This window comes from Polaromonas sp. P4_F4 (assembly GCF_056401355.1).
The window spans coordinates 56,035-73,639 of the sequence record NZ_JBFUJO010000016.1; the positions used below are offsets into that span (position 1 = coordinate 56,035).

General features: G+C 64.2%; 17 protein-coding genes. 7 read left to right on the forward strand and 10 right to left on the reverse strand.

Annotated elements, in window-relative coordinates:
* Nucleotides 1-29: 29 nt before the first annotated feature.
* Genes purD through AC1DUR_RS16845 form a run of 3 tightly spaced genes read right to left on the reverse strand, consistent with a single transcriptional unit; the run spans nucleotide 30 to nucleotide 2,343 of the window.
* A complete protein-coding gene (purD, locus tag AC1DUR_RS16835) occupies nucleotides 30-1,322 on the reverse strand; it encodes a phosphoribosylamine--glycine ligase (RefSeq protein WP_477717281.1) in 1,293 nt (430 codons plus the stop codon).
* Nucleotides 1,319-1,609 (reverse strand): hypothetical protein, encoded by a 291-nt coding sequence (locus tag AC1DUR_RS16840; protein WP_477717282.1) that lies wholly within the window; start codon nucleotides 1,607-1,609, stop codon nucleotides 1,319-1,321. The genes purD and AC1DUR_RS16840 overlap by 4 nt, the downstream gene beginning before the upstream one ends.
* Before the next feature lie 2 nt (nucleotides 1,610-1,611).
* Nucleotides 1,612-2,343: a YebC/PmpR family DNA-binding transcriptional regulator gene (locus AC1DUR_RS16845; RefSeq protein WP_477721762.1), complete on the reverse strand. Its 732-nt coding sequence runs from the start codon at nucleotides 2,341-2,343 to the stop codon at nucleotides 1,612-1,614.
* Nucleotides 2,344-2,474: 131 nt separating this feature from the next.
* Here AC1DUR_RS16845 and AC1DUR_RS16850 point away from each other — a divergent pair, with 131 nt between their 5' ends.
* The 7 genes from AC1DUR_RS16850 to AC1DUR_RS16880 all read left to right on the forward strand — a co-directional run bounded on the left by AC1DUR_RS16850 (nucleotide 2,475) and on the right by AC1DUR_RS16880 (nucleotide 11,675).
* The gene (locus tag AC1DUR_RS16850; protein WP_477717284.1) at nucleotides 2,475-3,992 is read left to right on the forward strand and encodes a helicase HerA-like domain-containing protein; all 1,518 of its coding nucleotides are present in this window, start codon (nucleotides 2,475-2,477) and stop codon (nucleotides 3,990-3,992) included.
* A gap of 379 nt (nucleotides 3,993-4,371) precedes the next feature.
* Nucleotides 4,372-5,736 (forward strand): GTP cyclohydrolase II, encoded by a 1,365-nt coding sequence (locus tag AC1DUR_RS16855; RefSeq protein ID WP_477717285.1) that lies wholly within the window; start codon nucleotides 4,372-4,374, stop codon nucleotides 5,734-5,736.
* Between the two features lie 27 nt (nucleotides 5,737-5,763).
* Nucleotides 5,764-7,131, forward strand: a complete 1,368-nt coding sequence (locus AC1DUR_RS16860) for a URC4/urg3 family protein (protein WP_477717286.1) — start codon at nucleotides 5,764-5,766, stop codon at nucleotides 7,129-7,131.
* Between the two features lie 37 nt (nucleotides 7,132-7,168).
* Nucleotides 7,169-7,810: a uracil phosphoribosyltransferase gene (gene upp, locus AC1DUR_RS16865; RefSeq protein ID WP_477717287.1), complete on the forward strand. Its 642-nt coding sequence runs from the start codon at nucleotides 7,169-7,171 to the stop codon at nucleotides 7,808-7,810.
* 59 nt (nucleotides 7,811-7,869) lie between these two features.
* Complete coding sequence (locus AC1DUR_RS16870; RefSeq protein WP_477717288.1) at nucleotides 7,870-9,078, forward strand: hypothetical protein; 1,209 nt, start codon at nucleotides 7,870-7,872, stop codon at nucleotides 9,076-9,078.
* The gene (locus AC1DUR_RS16875; protein ID WP_477717289.1) at nucleotides 9,075-10,223 is read left to right on the forward strand and encodes a HupE/UreJ family protein; all 1,149 of its coding nucleotides are present in this window, start codon (nucleotides 9,075-9,077) and stop codon (nucleotides 10,221-10,223) included. The genes AC1DUR_RS16870 and AC1DUR_RS16875 overlap by 4 nt, the downstream gene beginning before the upstream one ends.
* Nucleotides 10,224-10,397: 174 nt before the next feature.
* Nucleotides 10,398-11,675, forward strand: a complete 1,278-nt coding sequence (locus tag AC1DUR_RS16880; RefSeq protein WP_477717290.1) for an amidohydrolase family protein — start codon at nucleotides 10,398-10,400, stop codon at nucleotides 11,673-11,675.
* Here AC1DUR_RS16880 and AC1DUR_RS16885 read toward each other — a convergent pair.
* From AC1DUR_RS16885 to AC1DUR_RS16915, 7 genes are all read right to left on the reverse strand, one after another.
* Nucleotides 11,659-12,660, reverse strand: coding sequence for a nucleotidyltransferase family protein (locus AC1DUR_RS16885; protein WP_477717291.1), 1,002 nt, complete (start codon nucleotides 12,658-12,660; stop codon nucleotides 11,659-11,661). The genes AC1DUR_RS16880 and AC1DUR_RS16885 overlap by 17 nt on opposite strands.
* Nucleotides 12,661-12,807: 147 nt before the next feature.
* Nucleotides 12,808-13,803 (reverse strand): aldo/keto reductase, encoded by a 996-nt coding sequence (locus AC1DUR_RS16890; RefSeq protein WP_477717292.1) that lies wholly within the window; start codon nucleotides 13,801-13,803, stop codon nucleotides 12,808-12,810.
* Between the two features lie 60 nt (nucleotides 13,804-13,863).
* Nucleotides 13,864-14,247 (reverse strand): MerR family transcriptional regulator, encoded by a 384-nt coding sequence (locus AC1DUR_RS16895; protein WP_477717293.1) that lies wholly within the window; start codon nucleotides 14,245-14,247, stop codon nucleotides 13,864-13,866.
* A 266-nt stretch (nucleotides 14,248-14,513) separates the two neighbouring features.
* Nucleotides 14,514-15,845: an ATP-binding protein gene (locus tag AC1DUR_RS16900; protein ID WP_477717294.1), complete on the reverse strand. Its 1,332-nt coding sequence runs from the start codon at nucleotides 15,843-15,845 to the stop codon at nucleotides 14,514-14,516.
* On the reverse strand, nucleotides 15,842-16,513 hold the full coding sequence (locus AC1DUR_RS16905; protein WP_477717295.1) for a response regulator transcription factor: 672 nt from the start codon (nucleotides 16,511-16,513) through the stop codon (nucleotides 15,842-15,844). Before AC1DUR_RS16905 ends, AC1DUR_RS16900 begins: the two co-directional genes overlap by 4 nt.
* 186 nt (nucleotides 16,514-16,699) lie before the next feature.
* Complete coding sequence (locus AC1DUR_RS16910; RefSeq protein ID WP_477717296.1) at nucleotides 16,700-16,936, reverse strand: PepSY domain-containing protein; 237 nt, start codon at nucleotides 16,934-16,936, stop codon at nucleotides 16,700-16,702.
* A 7-nt stretch (nucleotides 16,937-16,943) separates the two neighbouring features.
* The gene (locus AC1DUR_RS16915; protein ID WP_477717297.1) at nucleotides 16,944-17,564 is read right to left on the reverse strand and encodes a glycine zipper 2TM domain-containing protein; all 621 of its coding nucleotides are present in this window, start codon (nucleotides 17,562-17,564) and stop codon (nucleotides 16,944-16,946) included.
* Between the last annotated feature and the right edge of the window lie 41 nt (nucleotides 17,565-17,605).

The following is a 17,605-nucleotide window of genomic DNA, read 5'->3' on the forward strand; positions in this document are numbered from 1 at the left end:
CGCCAGCCCTGGGCGCCAAGCTGCGCCCATCAGGACTTGATGGCCCGGTGGCCGATGTCCTTGCGGTATTGGGCGCCGTCAAATTGAATGGACTGGGCGACCTCGTAAGCGCGCTGCTGGGCCGATTTGACCGTGCCGCCCAGCGCAGTGACGCACAGCACGCGACCACCCGCAGTAACGGTGGCGCCGTCCTGCTTGAGGGTGCCGGCGTGAAACACCATGGCGTCTTCGGCGGCTTTAGGCAGGCCATGGATGACATCGCCCTTGCGCGGGTTGAGCGGGTAACCGTGCGCCGCCATCACCACACCAAGGGCCGGACGACGGTCCCACTCCAGTTCGACCTGATCAAGGGTGCCGGAAGTGGCCGCCATCATCACGTCAAACAGATCGGTTTTCAGCCGCATCATGATGGGCTGGGTTTCCGGGTCGCCCATGCGGCAGTTGAATTCGAGCGTCTTGGGCCGACCCTGGCCATCAATCATGAGGCCGGCGTAAAGGAAACCGGTGAAGGGAATGCCGTCTTTTTCCATGCCCTTGATGGTGGGCAGAATAATCTCCCGCATGGCGCGGGCATGCACATCCGGCGTCACCACGGGGGCCGGTGAATACGCCCCCATGCCACCCGTATTTGGGCCCTGGTCGCCGTCCAGCAGGCGTTTGTGGTCCTGGCTGGTGGCCATGGCGGTCACGTTTTTGCCATCGCACATGACGATGAAACTGGCCTCCTCGCCCTGGAGAAACTCCTCAATCACCACCCGCGCACCACCCTCGTTGTGGGTGACGCCCAGCACGTTGTGGTCCGGGCTGGTGGCCAACATGAACTCGATCGCCTCATGCGCCTCATGCAGCGTCATGGCAACCACCACGCCCTTGCCGGCCGCCAGGCCATCGGCCTTGACCACAATGGGCGCACCCCTTTCGTCGACGTAGGCGTGCGCCGCTACGGCATCGGTAAAGGTTTCGTATTCAGCCGTCGGAATGCCGTGGCGCTTCATGAAGGCCTTGGAAAAAGCCTTGGAACTTTCCAGCTGGGCGGCCGCTTTGGTCGGGCCAAACACCCTGAGGCCATGGGCGCGGAATTCATCGACAATGCCGGCGGCCAGCGGTTGCTCCGGCCCCACCACGGTAAGGGCTATTTTTTCGGCCAGGGCCCATGCGCGCAGCCCCTGGACGTCGGTGATGCTGATGTTCTCCAGCCGCGCATCCAGCGCCGTGCCGCCATTGCCCGGTGCCACATACACCGCCTGTACCTTGGGCGATTGGGCCAGTTTCCAGGCCAGCGCGTGCTCACGGCCGCCGCCGCCAATAACAAGAACTTTCACGGGAGGTTCAATCTAAAAAACAGCAAATAGCTGAGGTACAAAATAAGAAAAAAGACGACACCGAGAACGATCTTGACGACGGCCCGGCCGCGGCGCTGCAATTCGAGCGCCTGGTCATTGACCGTGCCGGCCTTCACGATGTTGGCGCGGGTCTCATCGACCAGCGACTTCTGCATGGCAAGGGATTCCTTTTGCAGGTCCATCGCCTGGCTGCGCAGGCGGTTTCCTTCCTGCAGCAGGTTTTCGATGCGAGCCAACCGCTGCGCGGTATCGGTGTTCTGCTCCATGGTCACTCAGATGTGTCCAGCGCGGCATTGTGAAAGACTTCCTGCGTGTCGTCCAGGTCTTCCAGCACATCCAGCAGCTTTTGCATCTTCCGGGCATCTTCGCCGGTCAGCTCGATCATGTTATCGGCACGCATGGTGACTTCGGCCAGCTCGGGCTTGAGCGCGGCAGCCTCCAGCGCTTTTTTGACAGCTTCAAAATCGGTGTAGGGCGTCAGCACCTCGATGGCGCCGTCGTCATGCGTGATCACATCGTCGGCACCCGCTTCCAGCGCCACTTCCATGACCTTGTCCTCGCTGGTGCCGGGCGCAAAAATCAGCTGGCCACAGTGTTTGAACTGAAAAGCCACCGAACCTTCGGTCCCCATGTGGCCGCCGTGTTTGGCAAACGCATGGCGAACTTCCGCCACGGTGCGCACCCGGTTGTCCGTCATGCAATCGACAATGATGGCCGCCCCGCCAAAGCCGTAGCCTTCATAACGGACTTCTTCATAGTGAACGCCTTCAAGGCTGCCGGTGGCTTTGGCGATGCCGTACTTCACGTTATCGGCCGGCATGTTGGCAGCCTTGGCTTTGTCAACAGCCAGGCGCAGGCGCGGGTTGGTGCCCAGGTCACCCCCACCCATACGGGCCGCGACCATGATCTCCCGCATCACGCGTGTCCAGACCCGCTGGCGTTTTTCATCCTGGCGACCCTTGCGGTGTTGAATATTCGCCCATTTGCTATGACCAGCCACGGAAATCCTTCGTAATTGATTTAATCTACGTCCATCATTTTACTTTTAGGAAGCCCTGCATAGCCCCCTGCGAGGCCCTGTAGCCCGGATCGGGATGAGCTGCAAGCTTCCTTACACCCCAGGACACTGCCATGGTCGAACCCTTATTGATTGCCAAGAATGCGTCTATCCATTGTGAGCTTATTCCGGGGCTTGCCAACCGCCACGGCCTGATTACCGGCGCCACCGGCACCGGCAAGACCGTCACGCTGCAAACGATGGCTGAAAATTTCTCGAAAATCGGTGTGCCCGTCTTCATGGCGGACGTCAAGGGAGACCTGACCGGCATCAGCCAGGCTGGCAGCATCGGTGAAAAAATGGCCGGCATCCTCAAGGAGCGCGGCATTGAGGCTCCCGAACCCCTGGCCTGCCCGGCCACGCTGTGGGACGTGTTCGGCGAGCAGGGGCACCCCGTTCGCGCCACGGTGTCGGACATGGGCCCGCTGCTGCTGGGCCGCATGCTCAACCTCAACGAGACCCAGGCAGGCGTGCTCAACCTCGTGTTCAAGATTGCCGACGACAACGGCCTGCTGCTGCTGGACCTGAAGGACCTGCGGGCCATGCTGCAGTACGTGGGCGACAACGCCGGCCAGTTCACCACGCAATACGGCAACGTCAGCGCCGCCAGCGTGGGCGCCATACAGCGCGGCCTGATGCAGATCGAAAGCCAGGGCGCAGACAAGTTCTTTGGCGAGCCCATGCTCAACATCAGCGACTTCATGCAAACCGACGGCGCCGGGCACGGGATGATCAACATCCTGGCGGCCGACCGGCTGATGAATTCGCCGCGCCTGTACGCCACCTTCCTGCTGTGGATGCTGTCCGAGCTGTTTGAGCAGTTGCCCGAAATCGGCGATCCTGAAAAACCCAAGCTGGTGTTCTTCTTTGACGAAGCGCATTTGCTGTTCAATGAAGCACCCAAGGTGCTGGTTGAACGCATCGAGCTGGTGGTGCGCCTGGTGCGCTCCAAGGGCGTGGGCGTGTATTTCGTGACGCAAAACCCGCTGGACATTCCCGACTCCGTCCTGGCCCAGCTGGGCAACCGGGTGCAGCACGCCCTGCGCGCCTTCACGCCGCGCGACCAGAAAGCCGTCAAGGCGACCGCCCAGACCATGCGACAAAAACCCGGGCTGGACATCGAGACGGCCATCACCGAGCTGGCCGTGGGCGAGGCGCTGGTGAGTTTTCTCGACAGCAAGGGCCGCCCCAGCATCACCGAGCGCGTCTATGTGCTGCCGCCCGGTAGCCAGATCGGCCCAATCACCCCCCAGCAACGCCAGTCGCTGTTGCAAAACTCGCTGGTCGCGGGCGTCTACGAAAAGGAAGTCGACCGTGAATCCGCCTACGAAAAAATCAAGGGGCGCGCTGATGCCGCGGCCGAAGCGGCGGCCAAAGCCCCCGCTGGCGGCGCGGCGGGCGAGTCTGCCTCCGGCGGCATCCTGGGTGGCCTGAACGATGTGCTGTTTGGCAGCACCGGCCCACGCGGCGGCCGGCACGAAGGCCTGGCGCAAAGCATGGCCAAGTCGGCCGTCCGCACCATGGGTTCCGCCGTCGGGCGAGAGATCATCCGGGGCGTGCTGGGCGGTATTTTTGGCGGCAAGCGGCGCTAAGCCAAATAAAAGAGTAAAAGACTAAGAGCCGCTAGCAAAACCCAGCGCAGTGGTCCTGGCCAGGCGTGCCGCCGCAGACAGTGCTGTAGCACGGCAAGGCGGCACAACGACGCCAGGAGGGTTTTGTTAGTGGCTCTAAAAGACGCCAAAGCAACATCGCCGTTCATCACGGCCCTGTTGCAATGCCACAGGCGGCGATATGCTGCCGGGCAGTACTCGGACGCCTGCTGGGCATGCCGCCCGCCCCGCTGCTCTGGCCCTGTTCCCCCTGCGTCATGTAGCCGCCGCGCCGCCTGTCGCAAATTAGCGACCGGCAAGGCGTTCCGGGCTTGTCAAGCTCAACAGCCGTCGCTACATTGGGATTTTGGAAGGACACACAATGCCCTCTGAAGTTGCCGCGAAATCTGTCGATGCCGCGTCCGCGCCAGCCTCATCCCTTGCGCCATCCGCCACTTCGTCCATTTCGTCCGCCTCGTCCGCTTCATCCATTTCTTCCGATTCGTCCACCTCACCCCGCCATATCCGCCTGACCTCGCACGCCGGCGGCCAGGGCGCCCTGACCATTCACTGGGGTGCGGCCAGCGCGGCCGAACGCGGGCCGGTGGTGGGCACCACCACGCGGCGCAGCCACCGCAACGTCATCGGCACGCACAGCGGCTCCTACAGCGTCTACCGCGCGCTGGCCATCGCGTCAGGCGCTCTGTCGCGCCAGCACAGGGCAGACCTCACCAACACCACGCCCACCGACCTGATCGGCCCCTATCCCCAATGGAGCGAACCCGGCCGCATCGTTTCCCTGGACCCCTGGGGCGCCGCGGTGGCCGACGTGTTTTCCGCCGAGTTGGCCGCCGGCTACGACATCCGCCCGACAATCGCCATCACCAAGGCCCATGTGATCCTGCCTGAAGTCATTGAGGCGCTGCAGTCGGGGCGCCTCAAGGCCGACGGCAAGTACCTGACTGACGGTGGCGCCGCCATGGTCACGAAGGCCGCCATCGAGCCCGTCTGGTATTTGCCCGAGGTGGCCCGGCGCTTTGGTTGCAGCGAAACCGACTTGCGCCGCGTGCTGTTCGAGGAAACCGGCGGCATGTACCCCGAACTCGTCACCCGCAGCGACCTGGAGGTGTTTTTGCCCCCCATCGGCGGGCAGACCGTCTACATCTTTGGCAACCCGCAGGACCTGGCCAACCCCGCCATTGAACTGACAGCGCGGGTGCATGACGAATGCAACGGCTCGGACGTATTTGGCTCGGACATCTGCACCTGCCGCCCTTACCTCACCCACGCCATCGAGGAATGCATCCAGGGTGCGCAGCGCGGCGGCGTGGGCCTGGTGGCCTATTCGCGCAAGGAAGGCCGGGCGCTCGGCGAGGTCACCAAGTTCCTGGTCTACAACGCGCGCAAACGCCAGGTGGGCGGCGACACCGCCGACCAGTACTTCGCCCGCACCGAATGCGTGGCCGGCGTGCAGGACATGCGTTTTCAGGAGCTCATGCCCGATGTGCTGAGCTGGCTGGGCGTGCGCAAGATTCACCGCCTGGTGTCCATGAGCAACATGAAGTTCGATGCCATCATCAAGGCCGGCATCGAGATCGGCGAGCGCGTGAATATTCCGGACGCGCTGATTCCCGAAGATGCGCGCGTGGAAATGGATGCCAAGATGGCCGCAGGCTATTTCACGCCGGGGCCGGTGCCCGACGCCGAAGAGCTCAAAAAGGCCAAGGGACGGGAACTTGATACCTGAGCCCCCAATTTTACGGACGCATCAGCCATGAAAAAAATAGCTGGTGACGCCCAACTGCTGTCGGCTGCGGCCGAACTGCGTTCTACAGAAACGATACGGACGCGGGCCCGCGCCCTGCTCGAACGGGCACGCCGCGGCGAGTCGGCCTGGTTCACGGTCAACGACGGGGCGCTGGACACCGCCGCCGTACTGGTCGCCGAACTGACCCGCGCCCGCTACCCGGATCTCAAGATTCCGTACCACAGCCGCTGGCGGCACTTTGAAGCCGGCGGCGTGGACCGGACCGGCCAGTTAAACGCGGCGCTGGCACAGGTTTCGGCGGCTGAACGGGCACGCGCCCAAATCGACCTGGCCCTGGTCAGCGTGCTGCTGGATGCCGGCGCCGGCCCCGACTGGACCTACCGGGAGCCCGCGCAGGCGGAACACCCCGGGCACGAATACAGCCGGTCGGAAGGTCTGGGCGTGGCCAGCTTTCATGCCTTCATGGCTGGCCTGTTTTCCAGCGATCCATCACTGCCATTGCAGGCCGACACCCAGGGACTGAAAGCCGTCACGGCCGAACGGCTGGGCCAGGCCTTTCAGGTCACAGCCAGCAATCCGCTGGTGGGCCTGGAGGGGCGTGCAGCGCTGCTGCGCCGCCTGGGCCAGGCACTGCAGGATCAGCCGGCCCTGTTTGGCCAGCCGGGGCGACCCGGCCACCTGTTCGACCTGCTGGTTAAACAACAACCACAGCAATCGTTCAAGGTTGAGACGGAACAAACAAAGACAGATCAGGAACAACGGCCCGCCGTTCACGCACACGAGCTGCTGTCGGTGCTACTGACGGGTCTGGCACCCATCTGGCCCGCGCAGAACGCCATTGAAAACATTGCGCTGGGAGATTGCTGGCGGCACGCCGCGGCTTGCGGCGGTAGTGCGACCAAGAGTGCGGCCAACGGGGTGGCCAGTGGTGTGGTCGGCAGCGCTCCGGCCAGCCTCAGCGACGGCTGGATGCCTTTTCACAAACTGTCGCAGTGGCTCGCCTACTCGCTGCTGGAGCCGTTTGAATGGGCTGGCATTCGCGTGCAAGGGCTGGACGCGCTGACCGGGCTGCCCGAATACCGCAACGGCGGCCTCTTCCTGGACGCCGGCGTGCTGCGCCTGAAGGATGAGTCGCAGGCCGGGCAACTGCATGGCGCCGGCGATGAGCTGATTGTGGAATGGCGCGCACTGACGGTGGCCCTGCTGGACGAACTTGCACCGCTGGTCCGCGAGCAGTTAGGATTGACTGCCGAGCAGATGCCGCTGGCCTGCGTGCTTGAAGGGGGGACCTGGGCCGCCGGGCGGGCACTGGCACAGCAACTGCATGGCGGCCAGCCGCCCCTGAACATCGAGAGCGACGGCACCGTCTTTTGAAGCAATAGCTTGAATCAAGAATAAAGCGCATCACAACATGACCACTCGCAGCGACAAAGTCCACGTCATTGACCACCCGCTCGTGCAGCACAAGCTCACGCTGATGCGGCGCAAGGACGCCTCCACCAACACCTTTCGCACCCTGCTGAACGAGCTGAGCTTGCTGATGGCCTACGAGGTCACGCGCGACATGCCCATGCAGGAGATCGAGATCGAAACGCCGCTGGAAACAATGACGTCCAGGGTCATCGATGGCAAAAAACTGGTCTTCGTTTCCATCCTGCGTGCCGGCAACGGCATCCTGGAGGGCATGCTCAGCGTGGTGCCCGGCGCGCGCGTTGGCCATGTGGGCCTGTACCGCGACCCGAAAACGCTGACTGCGGTCGAGTACTACTTCAAGATGCCGCACGACATGCAGGAACGTGACGTCGTTATCGTCGACCCCATGCTGGCCACGGGCAATTCCGCCATTGCAGCCGTCGACCGGCTCAAGGAACTCAACCCGAAGTCCATCAAGTTCGTCTGCCTGCTGACCTGCCCGGAAGGCATCGCCGCCCTGCAAAAAGCCCACCCAGACGTGGCCATCTACACCGCGGCCATCGACCGCCAGCTCAACGACCACGGCTACATCCTGCCCGGTCTGGGTGATGCGGGCGACCGTATCTTCGGCACCAAGTAGCCGTCAGGCAACCGCTAGCAATCGCCAGGCAACCGTCAGGCAGCCGCTACACTCCCCGCATGTTTTTACCTACGTTTGCACGGCGCGCCGCCGGCGCCGCGCTGCTGGGCCTTGCCAGCCTGTTTTGCCCGGCTATTCAGGCCGCCCCCTACACCCCCGCCAGTGATTCAGAAGTCGTCGAGCGCCTGCCCGGCCGGGCCAGCGATCCGGCGCTCAGGCGTGTCGAGTCGCTGCGCCGGCAACTCGCTGCGCGGCCGGAAGACGCCATCCTGCGGGTAGAAATCGCGCGGCGCTATTTCGACATGGCCATGGCCCAGGGCGACCCGCGCTACGTGGGTTACGCCTCTGCGACGATCGCTCCGCTGGCTCCGCCGGCTGCGGCCGGGTCCGGCTACTGGCTGCTGCATGGGCTGATCCAGCAATACAGCCACAACTTCGAAGGCGCTCTGGCCAGCCTGGCCAAAGCCAGCCAGCTGGACCCCGCCTCGCCCGAGCCCCTGTCCTGGCGGGCCGCCGTCTTCATGGTGCAGGCGCGCTACGCTGAAGCCCTGGCCGACTGCGAGCGGCTGACGCCGCTGGCCGAGCCGTTGCTGGGCGCGGGTTGCATCGCCTATGTACGTGCCACCACCGGCCAGCTCGAGGCCGCCTTCGGGCAACTGGCCACCGCTGGCAAGGCCGCACCGCAGACCTCACCCGAGTTGCTGCTGTGGCTTGACACCCGGCTGGCAGAAATGGCGTGGCGGCTGCAGCGCCACGACGCCGCGGAGGGCTACTTCCGGGATGCACTCAAGCAAGGCATCACCGACCAGTTTCTGCTGGGAGCCTATGCAGACTTCCTGCTGGCACACCAGCGACCGGCAGAGGTGCTGAAACTGCTGGCCGGGTGGGAACGCTCCGACGTCCTGCTGCTGCGGCTGGCGCTGGCAGGCGCCGCCGCAGGCGACACGCGCGCTGGCGACTGGGCCGGGCAGCTGCGCGAGCGCTTCCAAGCGGCTGCGCAGCGCGGCGACCGGCTGCACGAGCAGGAGGCGGCGCGCTTCGAGCTTGACATCGAACACAACGCCGCCAAGGCGCTGGCACTGGCGGCCCGCAACTACCTGGTCCAGAAAGAGCCGCGCGATGCCGAAATCCTGATGCGTACCGCGCTCGCCGCCGGCCAGGCCAAGGCCGCACAGCCCGCCCTCGACTGGCTGCGCACCAGCCGCTACGAAGATCCGGCATTTGACAAACTCGCCACGCAGCTGGCCGCCCAGGGAGCCACACGATGAAGCGCGGCCTTGTGAAGCGCTTCCTTGTGCTGCTGGCCGCCCTGCTTTTGCAAGTCTTGCAAGGCACGGCCTGGGCCCACAAGCCTAGCGACAGCTACCTGACCCTGCGCGCCGCCTCCGGCAGCAGCGATATTGCCGTGCGCTGGGACATCGCCCTGCGCGACCTCGACTATGTGCTGCAACTCGACCGCGACGGCAATGGCGAACTGACCTGGGGCGAAGTCCGGCAGCGCAGCGACGAGATCACGCGGCTGGCCATCAACCGGCTGGAGCTCACCGTGGCTGACAAGCCCTGCGCCTGGGTCACTAGCAGCCCGCTCGCGCTCGACAGGCACAGCGACGGCACCTACGCCGTGCTCAGCCTCACCGCGCAGTGTGCCAACCTATCCGGCGTGCTCAAGGCGCGCTATTCCCTGCTGTTCGACGTGGACCCGTCCCACCGGGGCCTGGTGCAATGGATAGCGCCCGGCACCGAGAGCGCCCAGGCGCTGGTCTTCGGCACCGACTCGGCCGAGCAGTCACTGGCGCTGCAACCCGCCGGCGCCTGGCAAACCCTGCGCCAGTACCTGCTCGATGGCGTCTGGCATATCTGGATCGGCTACGACCACATCCTGTTTCTGCTGGCGCTGCTGCTGCCGTCCGTGCTGATGCGGCGCCAGGGCCAATGGGAACCCGCCCCCCGGCTGGGCGGCGCTGTCAAAGAGGTGGTCAAGGTGGTCACGGCCTTCACGCTGGCCCATTCCATCACACTCAGCCTGGCGGCGCTGCAGATCATCAGCCTGCCCTCGCGGCTGGTCGAGTCAGCCATCGCGGCCTCGGTGGTCGTGGCGGCGCTGAACAATCTGCGCGGCACGATTGAGGGCCGGCGCTGGGTGATGGCCTTCGTGTTTGGCCTGCTCCATGGCTTCGGTTTTGCCTCGGTGCTGGCCGACCTGGGCCTGCCGCAAAATGCGCTGGTGCTGGCGCTGGTGGGCTTCAATGCCGGCGTGGAAGTGGGCCAGCTGGCCATCGTCGCCGTGTTTTTGCCGCTGGCGTTCTGGCTGCGCGCCACAAAGTTCTACCGCGTGGGCGTGCTCAAGGTCGGCTCACTGTTGGTGGCCATGCTCGCAAGCTGGTGGCTGGTGCAAAGGCTGTTTGATCTGTAGTATCGTTTTTGGCATTGCTCTGTGGTCCGCCAGCGATGGCGCAGGCGCTGAGGAAACCCTGCCCCGAGGGTGACGATAAAACCAGCACGGTGTGGCGCGCTGGCTGGCAGCAGCTCTCCCGTTCCACTGACCACTGACCACTGACCACTGACGCATTCCATCCTCGGGGGTTTCATGCTCGATTTACTGATCACCAACGCGACGCTGCCGGACGGCCGAACCAGCATGTCTGTTGCCGTGCAGGGCGGCCGCATCACCGCGGTGGAGCCTGGCCTCAGCGCCCCCGCCCATGAAACGGTAGACGCAGGCGGCTACCTGCTCAGCCCGCATTTTGTGGACCCGCACTTCCACATGGACGCCACCCTCAGCTACGGCCTGCCGCGTGTCAACGAGAGCGGCACCTTGCTCGAAGGCATCGCCGTGTGGGGCGAGCTGAAACCCACGCTGACGGCCGACGCCATCATTGAACGCGCCCTCACCTACTGCGACTGGGCCGTCGCCAAGGGCCTGCTGGCCATTCGCAGCCATGTGGACACCAGCGACCCCAGCCTGCTGGCTGTGGACGCGCTGCTGGAAGTCAAGAAACAGGTCGCGCCCTACATCGACCTGCAACTGGTCGCCTTCCCGCAAGACGGCGTGCTGCGCACCCAAGGCGGTGTTGAAAACCTCAAGCGCGCGCTGGACAAGGGCGTCGACGTGGTCGGCGGCATCCCCCACTTCGAACGGACCATGGCCGACGGGGCGGCGAGCGTGAAGCTGCTCTGCGAAATCGCCGCCGAGCGCGGCCTGCTGACAGACATGCATTGCGACGAGTCCGACGACCCGCTGTCGCGCCACATCGAAACGCTGGCCTTTGAAACCCAGCGCCTGGGCCTGCAAGGCCGCGTCAACGGCTCGCATTGCACGTCAATGCACAGCATGGACAACTACTACGTCAGCAAGTTGATTCCGTTGATAGCCGAGTCTGAGGTCAGCGTCATCGCCAACCCGCTCATCAACATCACCCTGCAAGGCCGCCACGACACCTACCCCAAGCGCCGAGGCATGACCCGCGTGCCCGAACTGATGGCCGCAGGCGTCAACGTTGCCTTCGGCCACGACTGCGTGATGGACCCGTGGTACGGCATGGGCAGCGGTGACATGCTGGAGGTGGCGCACATGGGCCTGCATGTGGCGCAGATGACCAGCCAGAAAGGCATTCGCCAATGCTTCGACGCGGTGACGACCAATGCGGCCAAGGTAATGCACCTGCAAGGCTATGGGCTGGAGGTGGGCTGCGATGCGAGTTTTGTGCTGCTGCAGGCGCGGGACGCGATTGAGGCGATTCGGCTGCGGGCGAATCGATTGAAGGTATGGAAGAAGGGAACGCTGCTGGCCGAGACGCCAGCGGCCACGGCGCAGTTGCGGATGACACTGCGATCACCAGCAACCAGCTTTATGCCTTCCCGGTAGTGTCTTCGCTGCCCGGGGCTTTGTTGGCCAGATCTTTGGCCAGGTGCGGCAGGTACTCCCGAACCAGCGTCTCCACCATGTCCGCCTGCGCCAGGTCCTTGGACTTCTTGAGGGGCTCGCGATGGATATCTTTGGAAAGCTCGCGCTTGATCCGGGCAAAGTCCAGTGGATGCACAGTGCGCATGCGCGCCATGGCGCCATTCACGCCGACCACAACCTGATCGAAACGGGGCACAGACAACAGCTTTTGCCCCATGGAGGCGCGAACAGGCCACAGATCCCCTTCGTCGGGTGTCAGCTGAAGCGGGTGTTCCGTCATGTCTTCCGGATCCGGCGGAAATCGGCGAATCAGGTCAATCTCGTAGCCTGAGGCGTTGCGCGCGGTGGAGTTGTCCAGTTCATCACGCTCAAAGGTCTTGTCGACCTTCTTCAGGATGCCGAGGAAGGACATCTTGCGGTCCTTCATCACTTCCATAAAGGCCGCTCTCCTGACGGTGTCGAAGAGCAGGTCAGCGTCCTGGGTGGCCATCACATCGCTTGGGAAACGCACACCCGCGGCGGTCTCGTAGGCAAACAGCGCGTGGGTTCCCACCACCAGAAAATGCTCAGCCACCCCGTAGCGCATCATCGCGTTGAGCACCTCAATCAGGATGTCCGGCGTTCGCCCCAGACGCAGCGCCTTGTTCATGCGCCTGTATTCCTCCGCCTTTTCCCGCAGAGTCTTTAGCCGAGCCTCAACCTCGGCTTTTCTTGTGGTGAACCGTTCATACTTCAACTCGTTCTCGGGTGAAGCGGGTCCGTGAGACCGCTGCCTGGAGTGAGCCGAGAGCGAAATAAGGTAGCGGCCGCCATCCTGCTCCCGCCAGAACATCGAGCCCCTGTGGCGAATAGCCTCCGCCTCCGCCTGCTCCAGCGCGGAGAAAAGCATCTCGGCATCGATGAGTTGCCGTTTTTGCTGCTCGTTCAGCTCATAAAAGGAATTCAAGGGCGTCTTCAATGTAAATATTGATTCTTCCAATTTACCTTGAAGAGTCTTAAACTTCAAGCTAAATTCATTAAATTACACTTTTACATTGAAGAAATCTGACTACGGGCGTCACCTTCGCCTTCGGCCACGCCACTGCCACTACAACTAGGCGTTGACTGAGCCGATAAACGATTCCGGGTAACGCAGGCCCGCAGCGGCATCGGGCGGAAATGCCTGGTCCAGCTCGGCCAGTTCTGCCTTGCTCAGTTCAAGGTCGAGAGCGGCGATATTCTGGTCAAGATACGTGCGCCGCTTTGTGCCGGGGATGGGAATGATGTCCTCGCCTTGAGCCAGCACCCAGGCCAAAGCCACTTGTGACGCCGTCGTGCCCTTGGCCCCGGCCAGTTGCTTCACCTTTTCCACCAGCTCGAGATTGCGGTTGAAGTTTTCACTCTGGAAACGCGGCGAAAAACGGCGACGGTAGTCGTCGGCAGGAATATCCTCCGGCTTTGAGAACGCGCCGGTGAGGAAGCCACGGCCGAGCGGCGAATAAGCTACCAGGCTCACCCCATGCTTGCGGCAAGCGGCCAATGTGCCGGTTACTTCCGGGTCGCGCGTCCACAGCGAATACTCGCTTTGCAAGGCGGCGATGGCATGCACCTTGCAGGCACGCTCGATAGTGGCAGCCGATGCCTCGGAAAGGCCAAGATAGCGCACCTTTCCGGCCTGCACCAGTTCAGCCATCGCGCCCACGGTGTCTTCGATCGGCACGGTCTTGTCGACGCGGTGCTGGTAATAGAGGTCAATCTGCTCAATGCCCAGGCGCTTGAGGCTGGCGTCGCAACTGGCCTTGACATATTCGGGGCGGCCATTGACCCCCCGCGCCGCCTCGTTGGCCGGGTCGCGCGACATGCCGAACTTGGTCGCCAGAAACACATCCTTGCGGCGTCCGGCAATGGCCTTGCCGATGAGCAGTTCGTTGGTGTGCGGCCCATAGACGTCGGAGGTGTCGAGGAAATTGAGGCCCTGGTCCAGTGCGTGGTGAATGGTGGCGACGGACTCCGCATCGTCGCGGTTGCTGTAGAAGTCGCTCATGCCCATGCAGCCGAGGCCGATGGCGGAAATGGCGGGGCCGTTGCGGCCGAGGGTGCGGGTTTTCATGGTGTTCCTTCTGAAAATATTGAGTTGGGGAATGTCAAAAAAATGGGAAGGGCCAGCGTTTCAGGCACGTTTGGGCATTGTTCGCAGCTCCTGGTAGATGCGAATCTTCTTGCGGATGTATTGAAGCGTTTCACCGAGCGCGCGCATGTCTTCCTCGACCCGCCGGGCATGCTCTTCCAGCAGGGTTTGCCGCTCGGCCAGGCTGTGGGGCGCCTGCCCCTGGCGCAGCAGCTGCGCGTAACGCTGCATGTCGCGCATGGACATGCCGGTGGCACGCAGGCGCACCAGGAACTCCAGCCAGCGCATGTCAGTGTCGCTGTAGCGGCGCGCGCCGCCGCGGCGGTCCACGGGCGCAATCAGGCCGATCTGCTCGTAGTAGCGCAGGGTGTAGGCAGTTAAGCCGGTGGCCTTGGCGGCCTCGGCGATGCTCAGAGATGTGCTCATGCCGTTACTGTAAAACTTCGAGTGCACTCGAAGTCAAGCCATTATTTTTCTGCCTGGATACATGGCGCGAGGGGCGGTTTGGATGGACCTGTGATGCGGCGTGCTGCGACTACATGCCGGAGGTGGCACACATGGGCCTGCATGTGGCCGAAACGGCAGAGATGGTGGCGAGCTTGACCGTCGCCAACCGACCCGCCAAGACCGCCTTCTTCAAGGTAAGTTAAGAACTTCCAGCTTTCACCTTGAAGAGCATGCTTCTCAGGTTCTCAAGCCACCGGCAACACGATGTCGACCCGCCCGCCGCCCATCGAGCCGCGTGTGAGCTTGAGTTCCCCCTGGTGACTGGCCACCAGGTCGCTCACCACGGCCAGCCCGACGCCGTGCCCGGGCACGCGCTCGTCTCCCCGCACGTGGAGCCGCAGGGCGGACTCCGTGTCGCTGAACCCGGGGCCATCGTCCTCGATGCGGATGCACAGGCGCCCTGCTTCGCGCCACACCCGCACCATGATGCGGCTGCGCGCCCACTTGGCCGCGTTGTCCAGCAGGTTGCCCAGCATCTCGAACAAGTCGCCCTCGTCGATGCGCCAGGCCAGGTCGGGCGGGCACTCGACGCTGAAGTCCAACGCCCTTTCGGCATAGACCTTGGCCAGCGCGTCGCGAATGCGCTCCAGGATCGGCGCCACCAGAAGCGGCGGCGCAAAGCGCGCGGCGCCCCCCGCAATGGCGCGCCCCAGCTGGTGCTGCACGATGTCGTCCATGCGGCTCACCTGCTGGGCCACCGTTGCTGGTAGTTGCGCCGGCTCGGCCAGGGCGCTGCGCAGCACGGCCAGCGGAGTCTTCAAGCTGTGGGCCAGAAAGCTCAGCGCGTCGCGATGCCGGGTCTGGCGCTCGCGCTCCTGCTGGATCAGGGTGTTCAGGTTGTCCGTGAGGCCCGAGATTTCGGTGGGGTAGCGGCCCTCGATGCGCGATTGCTCACCCTCTTCGATGCGCCGGATCTCGCTGGCCACGCGCCGCAGCGGTGCCAAGCCCCACCGCAACAGCCACAGCTGGGCCAGCAACAGCAGCACGGCGGCGCCGCCCAGCCAGAGCCACAGGGTGCGGGTAAAGGCGCCAACCTCGCGGTCGAAGGCCGCGCGGTCTTCCAGCACCGTGAGCACCAGCGGTGCCTCACGCGCGGAGGCCTTCCAGGTGACGGCATAGCTGACCGACAGGAAGGACCCACCGGCCCCATCCACCGTCTCGTTGCGCCATTGACCGGGTTGCAGGCTGCGCCGGAACGGCGGCGGAAAGCCCAGGGTCGAGGCTGACTGCCACTGATCCCCCCGCAACACGTTGTAGATACCGGCGTACAGGCCAGACCCCGGCAGCGAGAGGCGCGGCTCCGCAAACTCGGGCGGCATCACCAGCGCACCGCCGGCATCAAGTTCGGCAGCTGCCAGCAGCAGGTAGACGGTGCTCTGCAGCCGGCCAAAGTGGACGGTGCGCACACTGTCCTCATGGGCACGCTGCACCGCCAGCCCCGCACCGGCCATGAAGGCCAGCAGCACCAGCGCAGCCCCCAGAAGCAGGCGGGCGCGGATGGAGTAGCCGGCCTTCATTCCAGGGTGAACCTGTAGCCCCGCCCCCGCACGGTGTCGATGGGGCCGAGGCTGCCGTCCGGGTCGAGTTTGCGCCGCAGCCGACCCACCAACACCTCCAGCACGTTGCTGTCGCGGTCTTCCCCGTGCGGGTACAGGTAGTCCGACAGCGCCTGCTTGGTGACGATGCCCGGGCGCTGGCGCACCAGATACTCGAGCAGGCGGTACTCGAACGCCGTGAGCTCCAGCACCGCGCCATTGAGCCGCACCGCCTGCGCCGACAGGTCGATGCTGAGGGGGCCGAGCGTCAGCACGTCAGAGGCCGTCTTGAGCGAGCGCCGCAGCAAGGCCTTGAGCCGCGCCGCCAGCTCCGGGTATTCGAAAGGCTTGACCAGGTAGTCGTCGGCCCCGGCCTCCAGCCCCACCACTTTGTCTTGCCAGCTGCCGCGTGCGGTGAGGATCAGGATGGGTATGGCACGCCCCTCCTGGCGCAGGCGCTGCACGATGGTCAGCCCGCTCAGCTTGGGCAGCCCCAGGTCGACGATGACCAGGTCAACCGGGTACTCGCGCGCCAGGAACAGGCCCTCTTCGCCGTCCTTGGCCTGGTCGACCCGGTAGCCATCGGCCTCCAGCTGGCGGGCCAGGGTGAGCCGCAGCGCGGCATCGTCCTCGATCAGTAACAAGCGCATGGGTTAAAGCTGCCGCAGGCGGCCCTAGTGTGGTGTTGCATGCTTGATGGCACAAATAAAAATGATGGATTTTTGGTCAGGGCAAGGCGCAAACCACAGCGATACCCGTAGGTATCGCGCGGATTTGCAACGCCGCCATGGCCGAAAAGACGCATTTTTATGTGCCAGATAGCGTGCAACACCACACTATCGAACCTGGCCGGTGGCGACGTCCACCTGGATCACGCGGACCTCACCAGCCGGCGTGACCACCTTGACGCGCCATACCGGCCGGCCCGAAGACTCGGACTTTTCGACGGACAGCACGCGGCCGCCACTGGCCCGCTGGGCCGCCGCGGCCGCGTCGTCACGGCTCAGGTCGGCCCAGGCCAGGCTGGATGCCACCAGCAAGGTGGCGCAGAGCAGTTTGGCAAATGCGTTCATCGTGCGTTCATCGGTTGTAAGCACCATAGTACTCGCGACCGCCACGGTCATCGCGCCTGCCCTGGTATTCGCTTGCGCCCTGGGACTCGCGCCCCACCGACGCCACCGGCTCCACCGGGGCCACCGAAACGCGCACAGGCAAGGTGCGGCCCGGCTTCTCGCGGGTCACCGTGCTGTAGACCTGACCGTGGTACTCGTACTCGACCTGGTAGCCCGTGAGGCGGGACTGCACGTCGTTGACAGTGTTGCAGGTTTGCACCTGGCGCTGCTGCGGCTGGGATGCCTGCTGGTAGCCACCACCCCAACCGTTCTGGTTGGCAAAGTGCTCGCCGGCCAGCGCGCCGACCACGGCACCGAGCGCGGTAGCGGCTTCGCGGCCGTGGCCCTTGCCGACCTGGTTGCCCAGCACGGCGCCGGCCACACCGCCAACCGCCAGCCCGCCGTAATTGCGCGAAGCGGCCACGGGTTGCTGCTCGGTCACCCACTGGCTGGTGCACTCGTTGCGCGGCACGGAGACGTTCTCGTATTGGGGGTTGACATTGCGCACGCGGGCAGTGTCGTTGAAGGTCTGGGCTTGGGCGCCCGCTGCCAGCAGCGTGGTCAGGCAAAGAATGGCAGAACGTTTCATGAAGAGGCTCCTTGGTTGATATGGAGCACAGCTTACAAAGG

Excerpts from the sequence above, each read along its gene's own strand:
- AC1DUR_RS16860 (WP_477717286.1), top strand. The coding sequence starts at position 5,764 with ATGAAAAAAATAGCTGGTGACGCCCAACTGCTGTCGGCTGCGGCCGAA.
- upp (WP_477717287.1), top strand. The coding sequence starts at position 7,169 with ATGACCACTCGCAGCGACAAAGTCCACGTCATTGACCACCCGCTCGTG.
- AC1DUR_RS16915 (WP_477717297.1), bottom strand. The coding sequence starts at position 17,564 with ATGAAACGTTCTGCCATTCTTTGCCTGACCACGCTGCTGGCAGCGGGC.
- AC1DUR_RS16870 (WP_477717288.1), top strand. The coding sequence starts at position 7,870 with ATGTTTTTACCTACGTTTGCACGGCGCGCCGCCGGCGCCGCGCTGCTG.
- AC1DUR_RS16875 (WP_477717289.1), top strand. The coding sequence starts at position 9,075 with ATGAAGCGCGGCCTTGTGAAGCGCTTCCTTGTGCTGCTGGCCGCCCTG.
- AC1DUR_RS16880 (WP_477717290.1), top strand. The coding sequence starts at position 10,398 with ATGCTCGATTTACTGATCACCAACGCGACGCTGCCGGACGGCCGAACC.
- AC1DUR_RS16890 (WP_477717292.1), bottom strand. The coding sequence starts at position 13,803 with ATGAAAACCCGCACCCTCGGCCGCAACGGCCCCGCCATTTCCGCCATC.
- AC1DUR_RS16840 (WP_477717282.1), bottom strand. The coding sequence starts at position 1,609 with ATGGAGCAGAACACCGATACCGCGCAGCGGTTGGCTCGCATCGAAAAC.
- AC1DUR_RS16905 (WP_477717295.1), bottom strand. The coding sequence starts at position 16,513 with ATGCGCTTGTTACTGATCGAGGACGATGCCGCGCTGCGGCTCACCCTG.
- AC1DUR_RS16910 (WP_477717296.1), bottom strand. The coding sequence starts at position 16,936 with ATGAACGCATTTGCCAAACTGCTCTGCGCCACCTTGCTGGTGGCATCC.
- AC1DUR_RS16900 (WP_477717294.1), bottom strand. The coding sequence starts at position 15,845 with ATGAAGGCCGGCTACTCCATCCGCGCCCGCCTGCTTCTGGGGGCTGCG.
- AC1DUR_RS16850 (WP_477717284.1), top strand. The coding sequence starts at position 2,475 with ATGGTCGAACCCTTATTGATTGCCAAGAATGCGTCTATCCATTGTGAG.
- AC1DUR_RS16855 (WP_477717285.1), top strand. The coding sequence starts at position 4,372 with ATGCCCTCTGAAGTTGCCGCGAAATCTGTCGATGCCGCGTCCGCGCCA.
- AC1DUR_RS16895 (WP_477717293.1), bottom strand. The coding sequence starts at position 14,247 with ATGAGCACATCTCTGAGCATCGCCGAGGCCGCCAAGGCCACCGGCTTA.